Origin of the sequence: Amycolatopsis sp. cmx-4-83 (assembly GCF_046548815.1) — a bacterium.
GTDB classification, from domain to species: Bacteria; Actinomycetota; Actinomycetes; order Mycobacteriales; family Pseudonocardiaceae; genus Amycolatopsis; species Amycolatopsis pretoriensis_A.
In genome coordinates this window covers 35,283-54,851 of record NZ_JAEBEF010000023.1, presented here as the reverse complement: position 1 = coordinate 54,851, position 19,569 = coordinate 35,283, and the positions used below count along the sequence as shown (strand labels likewise).

Annotated in this window: 20 protein-coding genes; 5 read left to right on the top strand and 15 right to left on the bottom strand. The window is 73.3% G+C overall.

Annotated elements, in window-relative coordinates:
* Positions 1–13: 13 nt before the first annotated feature.
* From ACLJQM_RS46675 to ACLJQM_RS46610, 14 genes are read right to left on the bottom strand one after another with little or no spacing between them, the layout of a single operon-like run.
* Entirely contained in the window at positions 14–1,930 is a 1,917-nt protein-coding gene (locus tag ACLJQM_RS46675) for a phage tail protein (protein WP_410636482.1), read from the bottom strand.
* The gene (locus ACLJQM_RS46670) at positions 1,927–4,029 is read right to left on the bottom strand and encodes a putative baseplate assembly protein (RefSeq protein ID WP_410636481.1); all 2,103 of its coding nucleotides are present in this window, start codon (positions 4,027–4,029) and stop codon (positions 1,927–1,929) included. Before ACLJQM_RS46670 ends, ACLJQM_RS46675 begins: the two co-directional genes overlap by 4 nt.
* Positions 4,026–5,921, bottom strand: coding sequence for a putative baseplate assembly protein (locus tag ACLJQM_RS46665; RefSeq protein WP_410636480.1), 1,896 nt, complete (start codon positions 5,919–5,921; stop codon positions 4,026–4,028). The genes ACLJQM_RS46670 and ACLJQM_RS46665 overlap by 4 nt, the downstream gene beginning before the upstream one ends.
* Positions 5,918–6,319: a GPW/gp25 family protein gene (locus tag ACLJQM_RS46660; protein ID WP_410636479.1), complete on the bottom strand. Its 402-nt coding sequence runs from the start codon at positions 6,317–6,319 to the stop codon at positions 5,918–5,920. Before ACLJQM_RS46660 ends, ACLJQM_RS46665 begins: the two co-directional genes overlap by 4 nt.
* The gene (locus ACLJQM_RS46655) at positions 6,316–6,948 is read right to left on the bottom strand and encodes a phage baseplate assembly protein V (RefSeq protein WP_410636478.1); all 633 of its coding nucleotides are present in this window, start codon (positions 6,946–6,948) and stop codon (positions 6,316–6,318) included. Before ACLJQM_RS46655 ends, ACLJQM_RS46660 begins: the two co-directional genes overlap by 4 nt.
* Positions 6,945–8,138 carry a phage late control D family protein gene (locus tag ACLJQM_RS46650; RefSeq protein WP_410636477.1) on the bottom strand — a complete coding sequence of 398 codons (1,194 nt, stop codon included), beginning with the start codon at positions 8,136–8,138 and terminating at the stop codon, positions 6,945–6,947. The genes ACLJQM_RS46655 and ACLJQM_RS46650 overlap by 4 nt, the downstream gene beginning before the upstream one ends.
* Before the next feature lie 13 nt (positions 8,139–8,151).
* Complete coding sequence (locus tag ACLJQM_RS46645; protein WP_247024465.1) at positions 8,152–8,814, bottom strand: CIS tube protein; 663 nt, start codon at positions 8,812–8,814, stop codon at positions 8,152–8,154.
* Entirely contained in the window at positions 8,811–8,999 is a 189-nt protein-coding gene (locus ACLJQM_RS46640) for a putative phage tail protein (protein ID WP_360781709.1), read from the bottom strand. Before ACLJQM_RS46640 ends, ACLJQM_RS46645 begins: the two co-directional genes overlap by 4 nt.
* An 11-nt stretch (positions 9,000–9,010) precedes the next feature.
* Positions 9,011–9,511, bottom strand: coding sequence for a phage tail protein (locus tag ACLJQM_RS46635; RefSeq protein ID WP_247024467.1), 501 nt, complete (start codon positions 9,509–9,511; stop codon positions 9,011–9,013).
* On the bottom strand, positions 9,508–10,989 hold the full coding sequence (locus ACLJQM_RS46630; RefSeq protein ID WP_410636476.1) for a phage tail sheath subtilisin-like domain-containing protein: 1,482 nt from the start codon (positions 10,987–10,989) through the stop codon (positions 9,508–9,510). Before ACLJQM_RS46630 ends, ACLJQM_RS46635 begins: the two co-directional genes overlap by 4 nt.
* Positions 10,989–11,447: a phage tail protein gene (locus ACLJQM_RS46625; RefSeq protein WP_247024469.1), complete on the bottom strand. Its 459-nt coding sequence runs from the start codon at positions 11,445–11,447 to the stop codon at positions 10,989–10,991. The genes ACLJQM_RS46630 and ACLJQM_RS46625 overlap by 1 nt, the downstream gene beginning before the upstream one ends.
* Positions 11,448–11,463: 16 nt before the next feature.
* Positions 11,464–13,728 carry a phage tail sheath family protein gene (locus ACLJQM_RS46620; RefSeq protein ID WP_410636475.1) on the bottom strand — a complete coding sequence of 755 codons (2,265 nt, stop codon included), beginning with the start codon at positions 13,726–13,728 and terminating at the stop codon, positions 11,464–11,466.
* A 16-nt stretch (positions 13,729–13,744) separates the two neighbouring features.
* Entirely contained in the window at positions 13,745–14,470 is a 726-nt protein-coding gene (locus ACLJQM_RS46615) for a carboxypeptidase regulatory-like domain-containing protein (protein WP_410636474.1), read from the bottom strand.
* A complete protein-coding gene (locus tag ACLJQM_RS46610) occupies positions 14,467–15,039 on the bottom strand; it encodes a DUF4255 domain-containing protein (protein ID WP_360781701.1) in 573 nt (190 codons plus the stop codon). The genes ACLJQM_RS46615 and ACLJQM_RS46610 overlap by 4 nt, the downstream gene beginning before the upstream one ends.
* 167 nt (positions 15,040–15,206) lie before the next feature.
* Here ACLJQM_RS46610 and ACLJQM_RS46605 point away from each other — a divergent pair, with 167 nt between their 5' ends.
* From ACLJQM_RS46605 to ACLJQM_RS46585, 5 genes are all read left to right on the top strand, one after another.
* On the top strand, positions 15,207–15,413 hold the full coding sequence (locus ACLJQM_RS46605) for a hypothetical protein (protein WP_360781699.1): 207 nt from the start codon (positions 15,207–15,209) through the stop codon (positions 15,411–15,413).
* 137 nt (positions 15,414–15,550) lie between these two features.
* Entirely contained in the window at positions 15,551–16,252 is a 702-nt protein-coding gene (locus ACLJQM_RS46600) for a BTAD domain-containing putative transcriptional regulator (protein WP_247024474.1), read from the top strand.
* 193 nt (positions 16,253–16,445) lie between these two features.
* Complete coding sequence (locus ACLJQM_RS46595) at positions 16,446–16,808, top strand: YciI family protein (RefSeq protein ID WP_360781697.1); 363 nt, start codon at positions 16,446–16,448, stop codon at positions 16,806–16,808.
* Entirely contained in the window at positions 16,805–18,037 is a 1,233-nt protein-coding gene (locus ACLJQM_RS46590) for an RNA polymerase sigma factor (RefSeq protein WP_410636473.1), read from the top strand. The genes ACLJQM_RS46595 and ACLJQM_RS46590 overlap by 4 nt, the downstream gene beginning before the upstream one ends.
* Complete coding sequence (locus ACLJQM_RS46585; protein ID WP_360781693.1) at positions 18,037–18,840, top strand: hypothetical protein; 804 nt, start codon at positions 18,037–18,039, stop codon at positions 18,838–18,840. The genes ACLJQM_RS46590 and ACLJQM_RS46585 overlap by 1 nt, the downstream gene beginning before the upstream one ends.
* A gap of 46 nt (positions 18,841–18,886) precedes the next feature.
* On the opposite strand, the gene ACLJQM_RS46580 is transcribed toward ACLJQM_RS46585, so the two are convergent.
* Positions 18,887–19,522 (bottom strand): TetR/AcrR family transcriptional regulator, encoded by a 636-nt coding sequence (locus ACLJQM_RS46580; protein ID WP_360781691.1) that lies wholly within the window; start codon positions 19,520–19,522, stop codon positions 18,887–18,889.
* Positions 19,523–19,569 lie beyond the last annotated feature (47 nt).

Sequence of the window (19,569 nt, the reverse complement as noted above, 5' to 3'; positions counted from 1 at the left end):
CTCTTCTGTCCTCTCAAGACACTCGCGTGTGGACCCCGACCGCGGACGCCACGCCGACGCTCACCCCGTGGCGGGCGCCCCGTGGCCCGGACCTCAGTACTCCGTCGTGGTTCAGGCGCGCGCCGCCCACCACCGGCGGCGGCAGCGGGACGAACGCCGTGTCGACCCCGATCGCCGAAAGCGTGCCGACCACGAACCCCGATCCGCCGATGCGCACCGCGCCCTTCGTGTGCGCCGGTGCCTGCCGGACCACCAGGCGCCGCACCGCCTCCTCGTCGGCCGCGCCGGCGGGCAGCAGGACCCGGAACCGGTGGGCGTGCTCGGTGAGGGGGTCGGTGTCCGGGTCGCCGAACGCCCGCAGCGGCGCCGCGCCCAGCGTCGAGGTGTCCAGCCGCAGCCGCGACGACGAGCGGCCGAACAGCCGCACCGAGCCGAGGCCGCGGGCGGACGGCGGCCCCGCGGTCGCGCGGACCTGCGCCCAGTGGCGGTCGCCGGCCAGCTCGTCGATGACCGGGTCGACGTCGAAGACGATCTTGATCGCTTCTTCCAGCGCGGCCGGCGTCCCGCGCCGCCGGTACAGCCCGGGCGCGGCGGTGATCAGCTTCCGGCGCGTTTCCGCGTCCCAGCCCGCTTCGAACGCCAGGCCCAGCAGCGCGGCCAGCCACGGCAGTGCGCCGTCCGGCACGCCGGCCGCGTCGAGCAGCGCCGGGTACCGCTCGAGGACCCGGTCGAGTTCGGCCGTGGTGGCGTCGAACAGGGACAGGAACCGTTCGGTGAAGTCGTCGGCCGCCGGGTCATGGCGGAACGCGGCGGGCAGCAGGTCCGCGCTGGTGGCGCGCGGGAAGTCGAGCCGGATCCGGTGCAGGACCGGCGTCGCCGACGAGTCACCGGACAGCCGCACGCGGGCGGTGAGGTGGCGCCCGGGTGGCTGGTCGACGAGGAAGTCGGTGCCGCCGGCGGGCGCGGTCTGCCAGTCGCTCTCGGCGAACTCGCCGTTTTCGGACACCACGATCGACACCGACACCGCCGTGCCCGCCGGCACGTCCGCTTCCACCCGCACCCGGTGCCAGCGGCAGCGCGAGATCCCGCTGTCGATCAGGAGGGTGGTGAACTCGCCCTCGGTGACGAACTGACCGGACCCGGCCGGCGGTTCCTCGCGCGGCTCGCCCGCCCAGTCGTAGCAGGTGGTCACTTCGCCGTCAGGTCCCTGTTCGCGCAGGCAGAAGCCGTCGTCGTCCGCACCGGTCAAACTGCTCGGCGGCAGCGCGGCCGCCAGTTCGTCCAGTGTGGACTCGCAGTGGTCCCGGTAGACCCGCAGGCGGCCGGCTTCTTCGGTGAGCAGCCAGATCGTGCACCCGGGTCCGGTGCGGATGCCGACGATCTCGCCGCGGACGCGCGTCCGGACGACCTCGCGCAGCCGCCCGTCGGGGCCGTAGCGCCGCAGCCGGTCGCTGCCCGCACGAGCGACGAGCACCTGCTCGTCCTGCGCGAGCGCGACGACCGAGGCGTCCCGGAGCTCGATCATCGCGACCAGCTGGTCGCCTTCGTTGCGCCACACGAAGACCCGGCCGGAGTCGACCACGGCGACCCGGTGCCCGCGCGCGGCGACGGCCGTCGGCGCGTGCAGCAGCCGGGGGTCGCAGTAGGGCGGCCACACCGGCAGCCAGCCACCCGCGCAGGTGTCCCGGCGCAGCAGCCGTTCGCCGGAGAGCAGGTACCACGCGCAGGGCCGGCACCCGGGCGCCAGGCGCGGGTCGGGGAACCACGGCAGCAGCTGGGCCCGCGTCGGGCCGTCCGGGGATGCGCCGGCGTGGGCGAGCCGGACGCCGGTCTCGTCCGCGAACCCGACGAGGTCCGCCACGACGTCCTGGTCCCACCCGACGACGGCGTCGAGGAGCCGGAACGTGGCGTTCTCGGGCGTGCACGTCATGGGGACTCCTCCACCGGGATCAGCAGCGGGCGCTCCGGCCACACCAGGTCGGCCGGCGGGATCGGGTGGTCGGCGCACGGCGGCAGCCGCAGCCCGTCGGCGGTGAGCACGAGCCCGGACACCGCGAGGACACCGTCGACGGCCAGGAGCCGGCGCACCAGCGCGGTGTGCCGCACCGCGCCGCCGAACGGCCAGCCGCCGCCGTTTTCCCCGCCCCGCAAGGGATCCAGGTAGGTGGTCACCGCGTCCGCCGCTCCGGCGAGGACGGCGGCCCGGTCCTGGCCGGTGTCGAGCACGACCCTGGCCTCGACGCCGATCCGCCGGAACTCGACCGGGCCGGTGACCACCGTGACGCCGGCGGGCGCCACCTCGCGGGAGAGGAAGTCGGCCACCGCGCGCAGGGTCGCGGCGGTCGGGACCGGCGGCTCGGTGCCGCCCGCCTCGAACGGCGGCACCACCAGGACACCGACGACACCGGGGATGGGCGTGCCGGCGAAGTCCGGGTGCAGGCCCGGCACGCCGTTCGCGCGGGCGATCGAGGCGCCCGGCGCGCGCAGGGCCAGCAGGCCGTAGTCGGCGGGGGCGACGGCCCGGCCGCGGGAACGCAGTTCCTCCACCCCGCGCCGTACGACGTCGGCGTCGGGCTCGGCGTCGGAGCCGCCGGTGGCGGGGAACGGGTTGGTCACGCCGGTCACGAACGGCTGCGCGGTGCGAAGACCGTTGACGGCACCGGCCGCCACCGCGCCCGCCGCGCCGCCGCCGACGCGGTAGCGCACCGCGCGGACGTTGCGGAAGCCCGGTGGCACGGGCGCGCCGTTGACGCCGTCGCCGAAGGTGACCACGCCGGTGTCGTAGTCGACGACGAACACGCGGTCGTCCGGGCCGTAGGCGGCGAGGCTCGGCACCTCCTGCCAGGGCGACGCGGTCCCTTCGGTGGTGCCGAACAGGTCCATGCCCGGGTCGTCGTCGACTTCGATGACCACGGTGCCGGCCAGGATCGGGACCTGGCTCAGCCGCAGCCGCCGTCGTTCGGACGGGTTCGCCGGGTCCTGGATCGGTTCCAGCGGCTCGTCGAAGATCGTGCGGGCCGCGGTGGCCGCGACGGTGTTCAGCCGCAGGCCCGAGACGAGCGGCGGCGCCACCACCGCTTCTCGGGGGGTCCGGGTGGCGGAGCCCCCGGCCTGGGGCGGAGCCCCAGTTGACACCGTGAACGTGCCCTGCGCGACCTGCAAGCGCAGCCAGCGCAGCGCCGGGCCGGGGCGCGCGGCCGGCGGCTGCCCGGGTGCCCAGGTACGGGGCACCCGCAGCTCCACCGTGCCGCTGGCGCGCAGCCCCCGCGTCTCGTCGCGGACGACTTCGGCGGGCCGGAACCGGCCGCCGTCCAGCACGTCCCAGCGCAGCAGCGGCTGGGGTGCCAGGGGCAGCGGGGTGAGCCCGCCGGCGGCCGCGGGCACCGGCGGCGCGGCCGCGACCACGAAGCCCAGCGACAGCGAGGGGAACGGGCTCGCGGTGCCGTCGAGGCCCAGCCAGAGCGCGTTGCCCGGCTGGGGCTCGGTGCCGAAGGGCGCGAACGGGCGGCCGGGCCCGTTCGGGCCGAGCGGGACCGGCTCGAGCGCCCCGCCCCGCTGCACGGCGAGCACACCCAGGGTGGCGGGGGTGGCGTAGAGGTCCTGGTCGGTCTCGTAGACGACGTCGCCGTCGGTGCCGGTGGCGGCGGCCTGGAACCCGGCGGGGACGAGCACCGAAGCGCCGTCCGGCGGCTTCACGGTGAATTCGAGCAGTGCGGCCGCCGCGGTGGCGGGCCGGCGCCGCACGCCGGCGGTGCCCAGGTGCTCGGCGAGGATCTTCTCCGGCAGCCGGTTGACCCGCAGCAGCACGGGCTCGGCCTGGGCACCGAAGAGCCGCACGAGCGCGACCCCGGCGTCCTGCCGGTCGGGGTTGGTCCAGTCCGGGGTGTAGCCGGGGATCCGGTCCCGCACGGCGGCGCGAACCGCTTCCCGCGACGCGTCGACGAGCTCCGGCTCCACCCCGGACGGCCCGGGGCCGGGCACCATGTGCGCGTCTTCGCCCGAGTCGCGGGCCCACCAGACGTCGGTCACAGCAAACCCTCCCCCGGTTCGACGACGGGCACCACGTGCGTGCGGACTTCGCGCACGACCGGCAGGTCGCCGGCTCGCAGCGGGACGTCGTCGCACGTTTCGGCCGGGGCCGCGCCGTCGATGCCGATCGCGACCGCGGTCACCGCCGCCAGGTCGCCGAGTGCCTCCTGGGCGGCGCGCAGCAGGGCCGAGGGCCGCAGGGCGCCGCCGAACGGCCAGCCCGTTCCCTCGTCGCCGCCGGTCAGCGGATCGAGGTGGTGGCGCAGCGCGGCACTGACCACAGTGGACACTTCGGCCCGGTCGGCCGGGGTGCCGGACAGGTCCACCCGCAGCCGGACGTCGCGGTACACCGGGGGCCGCACGAAGACCTCGGCCGTGAGCAGTCTCGCCGCCGCCAGCCGCTCCTCGACGGCGCACAGCATGCCGGGGTCCGGCTCCGGCGCGGGCACGGTCCCGGCGGGCACCGACGGGACGATGTGGACGGTCACCGCGCCGGGGACCCGCGCGCACGGGAAGCCCGGGTGCTCGCCGACCGCGGCGTGGGCACGCCCGACCTGGACGCCGGGTGTCGTGGTGGCCAGCGTGACGAAGTCCGCGGCCGTGACCGCCCTGGTCACCTCGCCGAGCGCGCCCGCGGCCCGGTCGCGGGCCTGGGCGACCGTTTCCGGGTCCGCCCCGCCGTCGGCCTTCACCGGGTTCGCCGCCCGCACCGGCGCCGCGAGGTCGACCGGCAGCCAGTTGTCCGTCAGCCCGCCGTTGCCGTCGCGGCCGCCGCCGATCGTGTAGCCGACCTCGACGGTTCCGCCCGGACGCGGGATCCGCCCGGTGAGGCCGTCGCCGAACACGAGTGCGCCGTCGTGCCGGTCCAGCAGGAAGATCCGGTCGCGGCCGGAGCCGAAGGCGAAGCCGGCCGCCGGTTCCCACTCGTCGCCCGCCAGGTGCAGGACGGCGGTGAGCAGCCGGTCGGCGGCGTCGGGCAGCACGAGCCGCTGGCCGGGCAGCTTCAGCCACCGGTCCGTCTGCTCGCCCAGCCCGCTGACCGTGCGCCGCTCGGCGTGGCGGGCGCCCGAGACGTTGACCGCCAGCCGCAGCAGCCGCGGCGGGGCCGGATAGGTCGCGGCCGGGGTGGCCACCAGCAGCCCGTTGTCCATTGTGGACCATTCGGGCGGCGGCCGCAGGCGCACGACGCCGGAGCGCCGCAGCCCGCCGGTGCCGTCCTCGACTTCGGCGAACTCGCCCGAGGCGTCGCCGCTCGGGCGGAACCACGACCACGTCAGCTCGGCCGGCGGCCGGACGACCGGCAGCGGGGGCGGCGCCCACGACGGCGGCAGCGGCGAGTCGAGCTCGAACAGCACCGACAGCCAGCCGGACGTGGAGTGCGCTCCGGTGAGCGGCAGGGTGAAGCGGGCCGAGGCGGCGGACCCGTCGCTCGCCAGCAGCGGCACCCCGCGCCGGGCGAGCAGGTCGGCGGTGCGGTCGCGGTCGGTGACTACGTGGGCGTCGCCGTCCACCGGGAACGCGGTCACCTCGTCGTCGAGGGTGAAGTGGATCGCCGCGGCCGGGTCGCGGGCCAGGACGGTGCCGGCGGGCACCACCGTCGGCGTTTCCGCTTCGGTGCTCAGCGCGAGGACCGTGGCCGCCGCCCGCGCCGGGCGTGGCGGCTCGAGTCCCAAGAGCTTCAAGATCGCGACGACGAGCTCGTCCGGGGTCTGGTCCAGCCAGTAGAACCGCTGCTCCAGCAGGTAGGCGAACAGTTCCAGCAGCGTGACGCCGGGGTCGGCGGGCGCGTGCAGCGTCCACGTCCCGTCCGACTCCGCCGGGATGCGGCGGGTGGTGGCCGCCATCAGGTCGGCCCAGGTGAGGTCGTCCAGCTTCGGCGCGGGCAGGGTCATGGCGTCCCCGTCAGGCCGAGGTAGAACGGGAACACCAGGTTGGCCTTGGTGTTGGTGCGCCGGATCCGGTACTCGACCGAGATCGTCACGCGGGACTCGTCGGCCGGGTCGGTCTCGGCGAGGACGCTCGCCAGCTCCACCCGCGGCTCGAAGGTCTTCACGGCGTCGGAGATCGAGCGCTCCAGGCCGCGCAGGTTCTGCGCGCTGCCCGGCGCGAACACCGACTCCTGCACGGTGGTGCCGAGCTCCGGGCGCATCACGCGTTCGCCCGTCGCGGTGAGCAGCAGCGCACGCAGGCAGTGCTCGATGCTCGTCTCGCCGACGGCGTAGGACAGCCGGCCGGCCTCGTCGGGCAGGATCGGGAACCGCCAGCCGGTACCGAGGAAGGGTTCGGTCACGTCGCCTTCACCTTCTTCGCGAGCACGGTCGGCGGCAGCGGCGTCGCGGGCCCGGTGGCCGCGCCCGCCACCGGGTGGGTGTGCTGGACGAAGGCCTGCATCAGGGCGTTGCCGAGCACGACGGGCTCGGTGGAACCGCCGCCGAGGTCGATGCCGCTCGCCTTGACGGTCACCGTCGCGGCTTCCAAGGTGATCTCGCCGCTGTCCTTGAGCACCACCTTCGCCCCCGACGTGGTGCTGATCGTGACTTGTTTTTCCTTGTCGTCGAACAGGATCCGGTGGCCGGCCTTGGTCCGGATGACCTTCTGGTCGCGGCCGCCGGCGTGCGTGACCGGCGGCTTCTTCTTGCCGTTGTAGAGCCCGCCCAGCACGTAGGGCTGCCGCATGTCCCCCTGGAAGAACGCGACCAGCACCTCGTCGCCGACCTCGGGCACGAACACCGAGCCGTAGCCGCCGCCCGCGTACAGCTGGGCGACCCGGATCCACGGACTGATCGACGAGCCGCCGTCCAGCCAGTAGTACTTGACCTTGACGCGGGCTTCGTCGTCCCCGTCGTTCTCCACGACCTCCGCCGGCGCGACGCCGTAGAAGCGCTGGTCGGTCGCCATGGCTCGTGGCGTCGCCGTCATGGTTTGTCCCCCTGGAAGATCCGCCGGGCGGTGAAGGTGGTGAAGAACCCGCTCGTGTTGAGGGCGTGCTCCACGCGCTTGACGAAGTAGGTGCCGGAGAACCGGCGGCCGAGGCCGAAGATCTCCAGGTTGTCCCCCGGTTGCAGCTCCGGCAGCCCGGCCAGGCGGCCGGTCGCGGTGATGAACTCGTAGGCCCGCTCCCGCAGCAGCGAGATGGCCAGCTCCTTGGCTTCCTCCTGGCTGAGCACGGGCGCGTCGACGATCACCTCTTGGCGGCCGCCGGTCGCGGTCTCCGCCGCTTCGGGCCCGCTCTGCCCGTCGGCCGAGTTCTGCCCGCCGGGCAGGTCCTGCGAGGTCGCGACGTACTCGATCGGCTCCGCCTTGACCGGGTCCCAGCCGTGCACGGTGAGCTTGCTGACCTGGTTGGACAGGGTCATGGTCGGGGTGAAGTCGAGGAGGTTGGGCACCAGGCCGGCCGGCTGCCCACCGGGCCCCGACGCCAGCCCCGGGCTGTAGGCGAGGCGGAACACCCGGATCGGGCGGCTGTCGCGGCCGTCGGTGGGCTTGACGAAGTACAGCGTCTGCACGCCGGTCTTCGGGTCCGGCAGGATGTAGCAGTCGAAGTCGATCCGCTTCGCCCGTTCCACCAGGAACTGGGCGTCGGACTGGTTCTTCTGCACCACGAGGTCGTGCCGCGGGCCCTCGTGGGTCGTCTTGACCGCCAGGTGGTTGCGCCGCGCGATCTGCTCGGCGATCTCCCAGTCGGTCTTGCGGACGAAGTTCTTGTCCTCGTCCTTCGTGGGCTTGCGGTCCTTGAGGTCGAGCATCCCGTCGACGCAGGTGATGGAGACGGTCGGCGAAGCCCCGTCCGGGAACTTGGGCGCGAGCGAGCTGATCTTCCCGGTGGCGACCGTCAGCAGCCGGTCGGCGTAGCCGAGCCGGACGGAGACGAGCCTGCCGATCTGCAGGTCCTTCGAGTCGCTGTGCTTGAACTTCAGCGCGACGTCGTCCCAGTTGTTCAGCTCGAGGTCGAAGCCGGACATCTCGTCGAGGTCGCGGTGCACCTTGATGTCGAGGACGTCGTTCTTGGTCGTCGGGTCGGTCGTCAGGCCGTCGACGACCACCTCGAACTCGGGTGCGTAGCCGTCCGGGTCGGCGATTTCGGGCTGGGTGCCCGCGGGCGCGGTCATCGGCCGTCCCCCCTCACGGCAGCCGGGGCACGGTCAGCACCAGCCCCGGCCGCAGGTCGCGTGGATCGGCGATGCCGTTGGCGCGCGCCAGTTCCCGCCAGGCGTCCGGGCGCCGGTACACGGCGGCGGAGATGCGGTCCCAGGTGTCGCCGCGGCGCACGACGTAGCTCTTCTCCACCGTCGGCGAGGACCGCGGCGGGTCCACGGCCTGGTCCTTCGCCAGGCGGTACTCCTTGAGCGTGAGGTCCAGCTGGGCCCGCAGCGGGACGCCGTTCTTGGCGAACAGCACGTAGTTCACGTCCAGCTTCTCCAGCACGCCCTTGAACACCGGCCCGTTCCAGTGGAACCGGACGATCGGCGGCGCGTGCTCGGTGCTGTCGATCCGCATCAGGTCGCGGATGGCGTCCACATAGGACGTCCGGACGTCGTTCAGCGTGTCCGAGGTGTCGACCAGCGCCTGCAGCGTCAGCGATTCGGTACTGCCGCGGATGAACTGGATCGGCGGCGTCTCCAGCCCGGGGATGGTGATCTCGGCGAAGGTGTTGCTCTTGCTCAGCTTGTACTCGGTCGGGTTGAACCGCAGCGGGATCACCTGCGGCGTCCGGTTCGGCGGCCGCTCGATCTCCAGGTGCGCGTCGGCTCCCTGGCTCACCGACGAGAACGGTGTGGTGATCACCGGCTGCCTCCCGAATCCCCGATCCTGCGGTCGTTCCCGCTGCGCTCGGCCCGCGCGCACTCTTCTTCGTACAGCCGCGACCAAGCCTGGATGTGCTTGTTGAACAGGCGGGTGAACAGCGCCCCGTCGTCGCCTTCCACCTGGAACCGCACTTCGAGGTTGTGGATGATCAGGTTCTTGGGCACGCGCTTGTCTCCTAGAGGACGGCCGTCAGGCCCTCGTGGGCGATTTCCAGTGATTCGATCGCGACCGCGTTCTGCTCGGCGTGCAGGTCCGGGCCGGTCCACTTGGCGGCGAGGCCGCCGTGGAAGAGCCACGACTTCGCGGGCAGCCCGGCCTCGTCGAGCATGATCAGGGCGCCGTCGCGGCGGGCCCCGAGCGAGTCGTGCAAGCCGGTTTCGTACCAGGACCACAGCAGGCGGTCGCGGACCACGCCGCGCTTGAGCGTGATCGGGTTCCACGAGTGGCGCAGCGGCAGCTTGTGCACCGCGTCGTTGCGCCCGCCTTCGGGGTAGTTGACCACCTCCAGCTGCGCACCCAGCCCGGTCACCTCCTGGAAGGCGCCCGAGGCCACCACCTGCAGCAGCAGGGCCTGCGCCGGCGGCAGGTAGACGTCCGCCGCCGACAGCGTCACGAGGAAGCGGAACTTGGGCAGCGGCTCGTTGAGCGCGAGCAGCTGGTCGACCGGTGTCGTCATTGCTCGAGCACCTCCAGGCCGCGGTCCTGGCCGAGCACGAGCCGCAGCGCGATGAACTCCATGGGCACGGCCGGCGCGACTTCGACCTCGCACACGACCCGGCCGGGGTCCTGCTCCGGTGGGTTGTTGGTTTCGTCGCACACCACGCGGAAGGCGTCCTCGGGCCGGGAGCCGGCGAGCGCCCCGGTGCGGAACGCCTCCAGCAGCACCGACGTGATCGCGCGGACCAGCGCCAGCCGCAGCTCCGGCGCGTTCACCTCGAACACCAGCGGCGCGGCGGCCCGCCGGATGGCCCGCACCAGCAGGTGCAGCAGCCGGCGGTGGGCGACGTACACCCGGCGCGGGTCGGCCGACAGCGTCCGCCCGCCCCACACCACGAGGCCGCGGCCCCGCAGGCACCGCACCAGGTCGACGCCCGCGTCGAACAACCGGACCTGCTGCGCTTCCGGATATTCGACCTCGAGGTCGACCGCGTCCAGCAGCGTGGCGTTGGCCGGGGTGTGCGCGGCGCCGCGCTCGGCGTCGAGCCGGGCCACCAGGCCCGCGACGTGCCCGGACGCCGGGACGGTCCGCAATCCGGTGCCGTCGGGCGCGGGCGCCCGCAACGGCGGGTGGTAGACCGCCGCCGCGGCGAGCAGCACCTCGTCGCCGAAGCTCGTCAGCGCTTCGGTCCAGGCCGCCACTTCGTCCACTGTGGACAGGTCTGGCGGCACGTCGAGCAGCACCAGCCGGTCCAGCAGCGGGGCCACCACCCGGAGCAGCTCCAGCACCAGGTCCGCGTGGTCGGTGCCGGTGAGGTCGGCACCCAGGTCCGGGAGGGCCACCAGCGCCGGCTCCGGCAGTTCGGCCTGCGCCACCACGGCGTCGGCGTACTCGTTGTGCCCCGGCGGGCTGTCCGTGCCGCCGGCGAGCGTGAGGTCCCACGCCAGCGAGATCGGCGCGTCCGCGGGGATCGGGCTCACCGGCCGGTCCGGGTCGAGCGGCACCAGCCGGATCAGCCGGGACCCGGCGAGCCGGTCGGCGACGTCCCCCGGCGCCATGCCCGCGAAGGTCTCCGCCGGTTCACCGGGCACGAGCACCCGCACGGTGACCGCCGGCGGACCCGCGACGCTGCTCCCCCGGTACCGCACGGTGACCCGGCCGCCGTTCGCCCACGCGCCGGGACTCGCGGCCACCACGCGGTAGTCATCCGTCCACTGAGCACCGGCGAACCCGGCGGGCCCGGACACCCGCAGCACCCACGCCGCCCGGCCCTGGTTCTCGAAGAACCCGCGCAGCGCGTACGGCGTCGCCGACGTCCCGTCCGGTGGCCCGAACTCGCCGACGACGTCGTTCCAGCTTTCGACGCGCACGGGACGGCCGAGCGGGCCGCGCCGGGTGCGGCCGAGGAACACGGCCACGTCCGTGCGCAGCGGCTCGTCCCCGGCCGCCGCGCGGTCGAAGGTCAGGGAAACGCCGGGAAGCGCCGCGCTGGTCATCACGCGTCGATCACGAAGCTCTCGACGGCCAGCACGAGCGTCTCCATGGCGATCTCGTTCTTGGTCGCGTTGAACGACGGTCCGGTGTACTTCGTCGGCCAGCCCCGGTCGAAGTTCCAGCGCATGACCTCCTGGCGGTTCTCGTCGAGCATCACGATCGAGCCGGACGTGCGCCGCACGCGGCCGTCGAGCGCTTCCTTCACCCAGTTCCAGAACCCGACGTGGCCGGTGACCCCGCGCTTGAACGTCAGCGCGCTCGGGAACTTCTTGAGGCCCACGAGCTTGCGGACCGTGATGTCCTCGCTGCCGGTGCGGTACTCGATCACCGGCAGTTCCACGTCCAGCCCGCTGGCTTCGGTGAACGACCCGCTCACCGCGACGCCGTCGTCGCTGACGTTGGTCACGATGACCAGGAAGTTGTACGCGGCATACGGATCGTCGCGCGTCACAGGTGGCATTTCGGTTGCCTTTCAGCTAGACGAGCTGGGGCTCGCGGGTCTTCTGCTGGATCCGGAAGATCACGAACTCCGCCGGGAACACCGGCGCCACCCCGATCACACAGATGAGCCGTCCGTTCGCGATGTCGTCGTCGGTCATGGTGGAGCGGTCGCAGTGGACGAAGAAGGCCTCGTCCGCGGTGGTTCCGGCGAGCGCGCCGCTGCGCCACACGGTGGTGAGGAAGTTCGCGACCGTCTGCCGCACGAGCGCCCACAGCGATTCGTCGTTCGGTTCGAACACGACCCACTGCGTGCCCTCGTCGATCGACTCCTCGAGGAACAGGAAGAGCCGGCGCACGTTGATGTACTTCCACGAGGTGTCCGAGGACAGCGTGCGCGCGCCCCACACCCGCTGGCCGAGGCCGGGGAAGAACCGCAGCGCGTTGATCCCCCGCGGGTTCAGCAGGTCCTGGTGCCGCTTGGTGACGTCCTGGGCGATGCCGTCGGTCAGCCGGATGCCGCGGATGACCGCGTTGGCCGGTGCCTTGTGCACCCCGCGCTCGACGTCGGTGCGGGCGTAGATCCCGATCATGTGCCCGGACGGCGGCACCTCGACGAACTGGTTGGTCGAGGGGTCGTTGACGACCAGCCACGGGTAGTACAGCGCGGCGTACTTGGTGTCGAACGGTTCCCGGAACTCCTGGATGCCTTCGATGTCGAGGCCGTCGCGCGGGTCGAGGACGGCGAACCGGTCCTTGAGCTGCTCGCAGTGCGTCACGAGCGCCGACTCGACGGTGCCCGCCCACACCCCGGGCACCGCGCAGATCGCGATCTCGTCGATGTCCTCCAGCGCCACGATGCCGGTGCGCTTGCCGCTCCCGCCGTCGGTGCCGACGAAGTCCCCGACGTCGAGGCCCCCGAAGGCGTCGTCGCCGTCGTCGGCGAGGCTGAGCCACGAGCCGGTGGCGGGCGTGGGGAACTCGGTGGGGTCGGTGCTCAGGTCCAGCGCGGTCGCCCGCACCAGCCGTGACTGGCTCGCCAGCGTGCCCGTCACGGTGCCCGGCGCGTCGCCGGTCAGGCGCAGGTTGCGGAAGGTCTCGGTCACCGAGCCGCCGCCGGGGTCGCCGAACCGGGTGTCCACTGTGGATTCGACCAGCAGGAGCCGGGCGGTCTCGAAGACCAGCGCGGGGGTGTCGGCGCCGAAGGTGACGACTTCGTCCGGCTCGATCGCCACCACGGTCAGGGTGCTCAGCTGGTCGCCGGTGTCGAGCTGGGCGAGCGCGCCCTCGTACAGCCGGCTCGAGCCGCTGATCCGCAGCTTCGGCCCGGCACCGGCGTTGGCCCGGCGCACCCGGCGCACGGTGAGGCCGGTCTTCCACGGCGCGTGGTGGGTGCCGTCGGGGAAGGTGAGCGTCACCTTGCCGGCTTCCGGCTGCGCCACGGTGACCGGGAAGCGCCGGTTGCCGATCAGGATCCAGACGTCGTCGGGCAGGTCGTCGGGGTCGAGCCCGGGGACGGCGTTCACCTGGACCGACCCGGCGTCGGCGTCGGCTTCGGCGGCGAGCGCGGTGATGAACAGCGGTCCCTCGTTCGGGTCGGGCAGCACCGGCAGCGACGCGCTCACCGACGGCGAGATCCGCACCTGGACCGCCTTGCCCCAGGAGCCGGGGCTCGACGCGGAGAACCGCAGGCTCGGCGTGGCCACCCGCGGGGCCTTCTGCACGTAGTCGCCGCGGGCCGCCTTGACCTCCGCCGGCAGCCCGGTGCCGAGGGTGACCCGCCCCTTGGCGGCGTCGTAGGCGGTGATCGTCACGGTGCCGATCTCGACGTTGTCGCTCCCGCGGAAGACCTTGACCTCGTCGGACCCGGTGAAGCCGACCAGGTGGGCCAGCTCCAGTATCTTCGCCCCGGCCGCGGCGTCCCGGGTGATCGCGCTGACCAGGCCGGTGCCGAGCGTGCCGGACGCCGCCTGCGCGGTCTCGCTGGCGACCCGCTTGACGTAGAGGCGCTGGCCGCCGTTGTCGAAGAACCCCTTGACCGCCAGCGGGAACAGCCACCAGCGGCCGCCCTCGGCCGGGTTTTCCGCCCAGGCGTCCCGGATCGCCGGGTCCGGCTCGGGCAGGAAGCCGCCGAAGGTCGTCTGGAACTCCAGGAAGTTCGTGACCAGCTTCGGCTTCCCGCCGGTCGGGCCGCGCTGGGTGACCCCGACCATGCCCGCCGTGCTGGTGCTCACCCCCGCGATCGGCCGCGGCCCCGCGTCTACCTCCTCGACGTGGACGCCGGGGCTCAGGTATTCGGGCATGGTTTCAGCTCCTTCTCTACTGCTCGACGATTTCGATGACGTGCCGGAGATGCCGTTCGGTGGGCAGCCGGACGTCCAGCGACCCGGTCCGCCCGGGCCGTTCGGTGGCCGTGAGGTGGAACAGCTGCACCGGCGGGGGCCCGGTGACGAGCTCGCCCTCCCAGCGCAGCGCGAGCCGGAACGCCCCCGCCGCGTCGGTCAGCGTCCGCTCCAGCCACGCGACGCCGTCCCGGCTCGTGCCCCCCCGCGCTTCGACCAGCGCGTTCGCCACCGGCACCTGGTCCTCGGCGACGACCACGCCGTAGACGGTGCGGACGCCGGACCCGTACGGGAAGGCGGTGCTCGGCAGCAGGCGGACCACGCGCGGCTCGCCGGCCGCGGCGGGCGGGGTGTCGTCGTCGTAGGGGTGAGCGGTGAACTCGACGCCGGCCACGCCCGCGTCGAACGGCTCGCCGTCCGCCGGGTACAGCGGCGCGAGCCCGATGGCGGCGAAGCGGACGCGGAACCGTTCCGGCTGCGCACCCGGGCCCCGGCGGCGGCCGAGCTCCGGGTAGGCGATCACCGCGCTCGGGGTGCGGATGGCCGGCGTTTCCTGGAGCACCCAGGCGTTTTCGGCCGGGTCGAAGCGTTCCAGCTCGGTGCTCACGTCGGCGGCCCGCGCGCGCTGGGCGAACTCGTCGAACGGCACGAACCAGGCCGGGCTGTGCAGGACGGAGGACTCGAGCGGGTGGAAGCGGGTCATGGCACCGGTGTCCCGTTGATCGTGCGGCTGCGGACCAGCCGCAGCTCGGATACGTCGAGCGAGTCGAGGTTGACGACCCGGACCTCGTAGTTGAGGGACAGCCGGTACGGCTTCTGGATCGCGTACCAGATCCACGACTTCTGATCGAGCGTCAGCGGCGTCAGCGTGAACTGCAGCGCCTCGGTGGTGCCGGCCATGCTGCCGGTCAGCTCTTCGCCGGTCCAGATCGCGTCGTCGTAGAAGACCTGCAGCGCGCGGCCGATCATCTGGTGCTGCGTGGCCTGGCTGCCGCCCCACGGCGTGATCAGGTACCGCAGCAGCAGCGCCATCGGCGGCTTGCGGCTCGTCGGCGCGGACGGCGGCAGCGACCGCACCGGCGGCCGGTTGCGCGAAGTCGGGTCTTCGGCGATCTCGTACAGGAAGACCGTGAGCGTGGCGCGGCTCGGCCGGTCCTCGAGGTCGCTCAGCACCGCCGTCGGCGGGTCGTGCGGATCCAGTACCCGCAGCGCCTCGTTGAGCCGGTCCACGATGATCGTCGAAACGTCCGCGACGACCCCGAAATCGCCCATGCCCGTCCTCCCCTGCTCGTGCCGCGGCAGCATCGCAGGGGTGGCGTGGCCGGCCCGCGACCCGCGCGTCGCGCGAGCGTCACGACGGCGTTCCCGCCGCGGGCGTTGACGAGGCCGCACACGCGGCGGCGACGCCGTGGTGACAGGCCTGCGCGCATCCTGCGTCCGTGGAGGTCCCCGAGGAACGGTCCGGCAGCATGGTCCTGCGGGCGTGGCTGGAAGGCGGCGACCCCGGCGCCCTGCGGGTCCGCGTCCTCTCCACGATCGGCACCGAGGAGGCCCGACCGGTCGCGGTCACGTCCCGGGAGGCCGTGCAGGCGGCCGTGCAGAACTGGCTGGACGAGCTCGGAGCGGACCCGATGACGTTTTCGTGACGCCTGGTCGACGCCGCATCGACGATGATTCCCGGTAACGTTTCCCGTGCGGGTCGCGAATTGCCCCACGGTGGGGTCGATCCGATCGGTGGCGGGCGTGGGTTGGGGAACCGATGCGCATTGAAGCAACACAGATCGTGACACTGCGGCTGCTCAAGGGGTTCACGCTGCTGGTGGGCGACGACCCGGTCGCGCTGTCCTACAGCGCGCAGCGGTTGCTCGCGTTCCTCGCGCTGCAGGACCGCCCGCGGCCGCGGACGTACGTGGCGAGAACGCTGTGGCCGGAGGCGACGACGCCCCGCGCGAACGCGAACCTGCGCTCGTCGCTGTGGCGCGCGTCGCGGACCGGGTACCGCGTCATCGAGGCGTCCGTGCAGGAAATGGCCCTGGCGGGCAACATCACCGTCGACATCCACGACGCCGTCGCCCGCGCGCACTGCCTGCTGGACAAGACGTGCGGGTGCGACGAGATCCTGACCCGCCAGACCCGCGACGACCTGTCGGCCGATCTGCTGCCCGAGTGGTCGGACAACGAGTGGGTGCTGATCGAGCAGGAGCAGTACCACCAGTTGCGGCTCTACGCCTTGGAAGCCATGGCCAAGCGGCTCACCACGGCCGGGCGCCACGGCGAGGCGGTGGCCGCCGCGCTGTCCGCGGTGCGCGCGGAGCCGTTGCGGGAGAGCGCCCACCGCGTCCTGATCGACGCGCACCTCGCGGCGGGCAACCGGGCGGCGGCGCAGCACCAGTACGAGCAGTGCCGGTGCACCCTGCTCGAGGAGCTGGGACTCGAACCTTCCGATACCCTCCGTGATCTCCTGCCGCACATGAGCGCGCATTAGTTCCGGCCCGAAAACAATGGCGATTGCCCTTTCGGGCAATTCCGCACAGGCGTATTTCCCGATCGGGCGACGACGATTTCGGCACGTTCGCCCGTCCGAACGGGCGAAATCCGCCCGGGCGCGCCTGTCGAGGTACGGTCCCGCCGTTCGTCATCCTCTTCGAACGGGGTACGACGACCGGCTGGAGGAGCTCGTGCAGTACATGCTGCTGATCTACGACTGCGACCGTCCCGAGCCCGGCGACCCGCGCTTCCCCGAGGCGCTGGCCAGGGTGAACGCCTTCGCCGACGAGTGCCGGCGGCGCGGCGCCTTCGTCTCGGGGCACCCGCTGCTGGGCGAGCACACCGCGACCACGGTCGCCGTGCGCGAAGGCAAGACCCTGATCACCGACGGCCCGTACCCCGAGACCCACGAGCACCTCGGCGGCGCCTACGTCCTCGACTGCCGCGACCTCGACGAAGCCCTGGAGCTGGCCGCGCTGTGCCCGATGGCCGCGGTCGGCTCGATCGAGGTCCGGCCGATCGCCGGCGTGCCGGGTCTCGACCACCGCGGATGAGCACGGCGCACCTGCTGCGGACGACCTACCGCGAGCACCGGTCCCGGATGCTCGCGGCGCTGGTGCGCGTCCTCGGCGACTTCGAACTCGCCGAGGACGCGCTGCAGGACGCGTGCGCGCTGGCCCTGCGCAAGTGGGACGGCAGCGGACCGGACGACCCGGTCGCCTGGCTGCTGACGACGGCCCGCAACAGCGCGATCGACCGGCTCCGGCGAGCCCGCCGGGGCCGGGAGAAGCTCGCCGAACTCGGCCCGGGGCCGGAGGTGACGGCCGTGGACGCGGGGGAAAGCAGCCTGCTCGCCGTCGGCGACGAGCGGCTCAGCCTGATCTTCACCTGCTGCCACCCCGCGCTGGCCGAAGAGGCGCGCGTCGCCTTGACGCTGCACGCCGTGGCCGGGCTGACCGCCGGGCAGATCGCCCGCACGTTCCTGGTCGGGGAGGCGGCACTGGCCCAGCGGCTGGTCCGGGCCAAGCGCAAGATCCGCGACGCCGGGATCAGCCTCGCCGTCCCCGCCGACCACCTCCTGCCCGAACGGCTCACCGGCGTCCTCGCCGTGGTCTACCTGATCTTCACGCGGGGCTACACCGCCGAGGGCGACCGGCCGGAGTACCGCGGGCTGCAGCGGGAGGCGGTGCGGCTGGCGAAGCTCGTCGCGGCCCTGATGCCCGACGAACCGGAGGCCCTCGGCCTGGCCGCCCTGCTGCTCCTGCAGGACTCGCGCGCGGCGGCGCGCTACGACGAGCACGGCGACGTCGTCCTGCTCGAAGACCAGGACCGCTCGCGGTGGGACCACGGCGAGATCGCCGAAGCGGTCGGCCTGCTCGACCGGGCGCTGCGCCTGGGCGAGCCCGGGCCGTACCAGCTGCAGGCCGCCATCGCCGTCCTGCACGCGCAGGCACCGTCGGCCGGCCGGACGGACTGGGCGGGCATCGCCGGGCTCTACGAGCGGTTGCTCGTGGTGCACCCCTCCCCCGTGGCCGCGCTGAACCACGCCGTCGCCGTCGCCATGGCCACCACCCCGGCCGAGGGACTCGCGCTCACCGACCGGATCGACGGCCTCGGCCACTACCACCTGCTGCACGCCGCCCGCGCGGACCTCCTGCGCCGCCTCGGCCGCACCACCGAGGCGGCGGCCGCGTACCGGCGGGCCCACGACCTGGCCACCAAGCCCGCCGACCGGCGCTTCCTCGCCGCCCGCCTGCGGGCGCTCGACCCCACGGAGTCCTGATGCGACTGTCCATTCTCGACCACGGCCACCGCCGCCGCGCCAAGCTGTTCATGGCGCTCACCGCGAAGCGGTCCGGGGTCGCCACCCCCGACATCGTCAAGCTGCTGCTCTACCGGCCCGGCGTGTTCGCCCGCCCGCTGCTGGAGCTGACCGCCCCGGCGATGCGCGGCCCGTCGTACTGGACCGCGGCGGAACGCGAATACCTCGCGATGGCCACCGCGCAGGTGCACGAGTGCCCGTTCTGCGTGGTCACGCACACCGAGCTGGTCCGCATCGCCGGCCCCGGCGAGCTCGACCCGGAAGACCCCGCCTCGGCCCGGCCCGAACTGCGAGCCGTCCGCACGTTCGTGGAAGGCGTCAGCCGGGACCGGGCCGACGCGGCCGTCGTCGCCGCGGTGCCCCCGCACGCGGTCGCCGAGGCCCTGCGGGTGAACCTGGTGTGGAACATCGTCAACCGCCTCGCCAACGCGTTCGGCTTCGTCCTGCGCGAGGGCCAGCTCGAGACGGGAACACGCTCCCTGCACCGGTTCGGCTACCGCTTCCCGGGCTTCCTGATCGCCGAGGGCCCCCGCACGGACCTGGCGGCCGCGGCAGCTCGCCTGGGTGACGACCTCCCCGAGCCGCTGCGGTCGTACGTCACGACGGTGCGAGAGGCGTCCTACCGGGTGACGGACGCCGACGTCGAGGCGCTGAAGACCGCGGGGTACAGCGAGGACGAGATCTTCGAGGCGACCGTGGCCGCGGCGGTCGGGGCGGCGTTGCGGAGCTTCGAAGCGGCGAAGCGCGCGGCCGGAGCGGACTGAGCCGATCGGGTGGATCTCACCGACGGCTCCCGGGCCGGCCGCCCGTTCAGCCGGGGATCGCGCGGTGGCCGAACAAGCCCAGCAGCCACGTGTGCCGGACCGCCTCGCGGGCTTGGTCGTACGCGTCGTCCGTGGCGAGCCAGATGGCCTGGGTCAGCAGCTCGATCGTCGCGGCGACCACCGTCCGCGCGGTGAACGGCGGCGGGGGTGCCAGTGCCGGCTCGGTGGTGCGCAACCAGGCCGCGGTCCGGTCGAACACCGCTTCTCCCGCCCGCAGCACCTCTTCGCGGGCTTCGAGCCCCGCGGGGCCGAGTGCGTAGATCTCCAGCAGGACCGCGCGGGCGGCGACCGGGCGGCGGTGCGCGTAGCCGACCAGGAAGTCGCCGCACGCCGCGACCGCCGCCAGCGGGGACGGGGCCGCCATCGCCACGGCGACGCCCTGGCCGAGGAACTGCCCCGTCTCCGCTCGGTAGGCGGCGAGGAACGCGTCCTGCTTGCCGGTGAACTGCTCGTAGAACGAAGTGCGGGAAACGCCCGCGGCCGCCGTGATGTGGCCGACGGTCGTGGCCGCGTAGCCGCGTTCGCCGACGTTGGCCAGCACCGCTTCGACCAGCCGGGCGCGCTGCGCACCGGCGACCTCTTCCCGGCTCAGGCCGTGCGGCCCCTTGGGGAGCGTCCTCACCCGCGGCACCGTACCCGGCCCGACCACCGCCGGGTACGACGAACGGG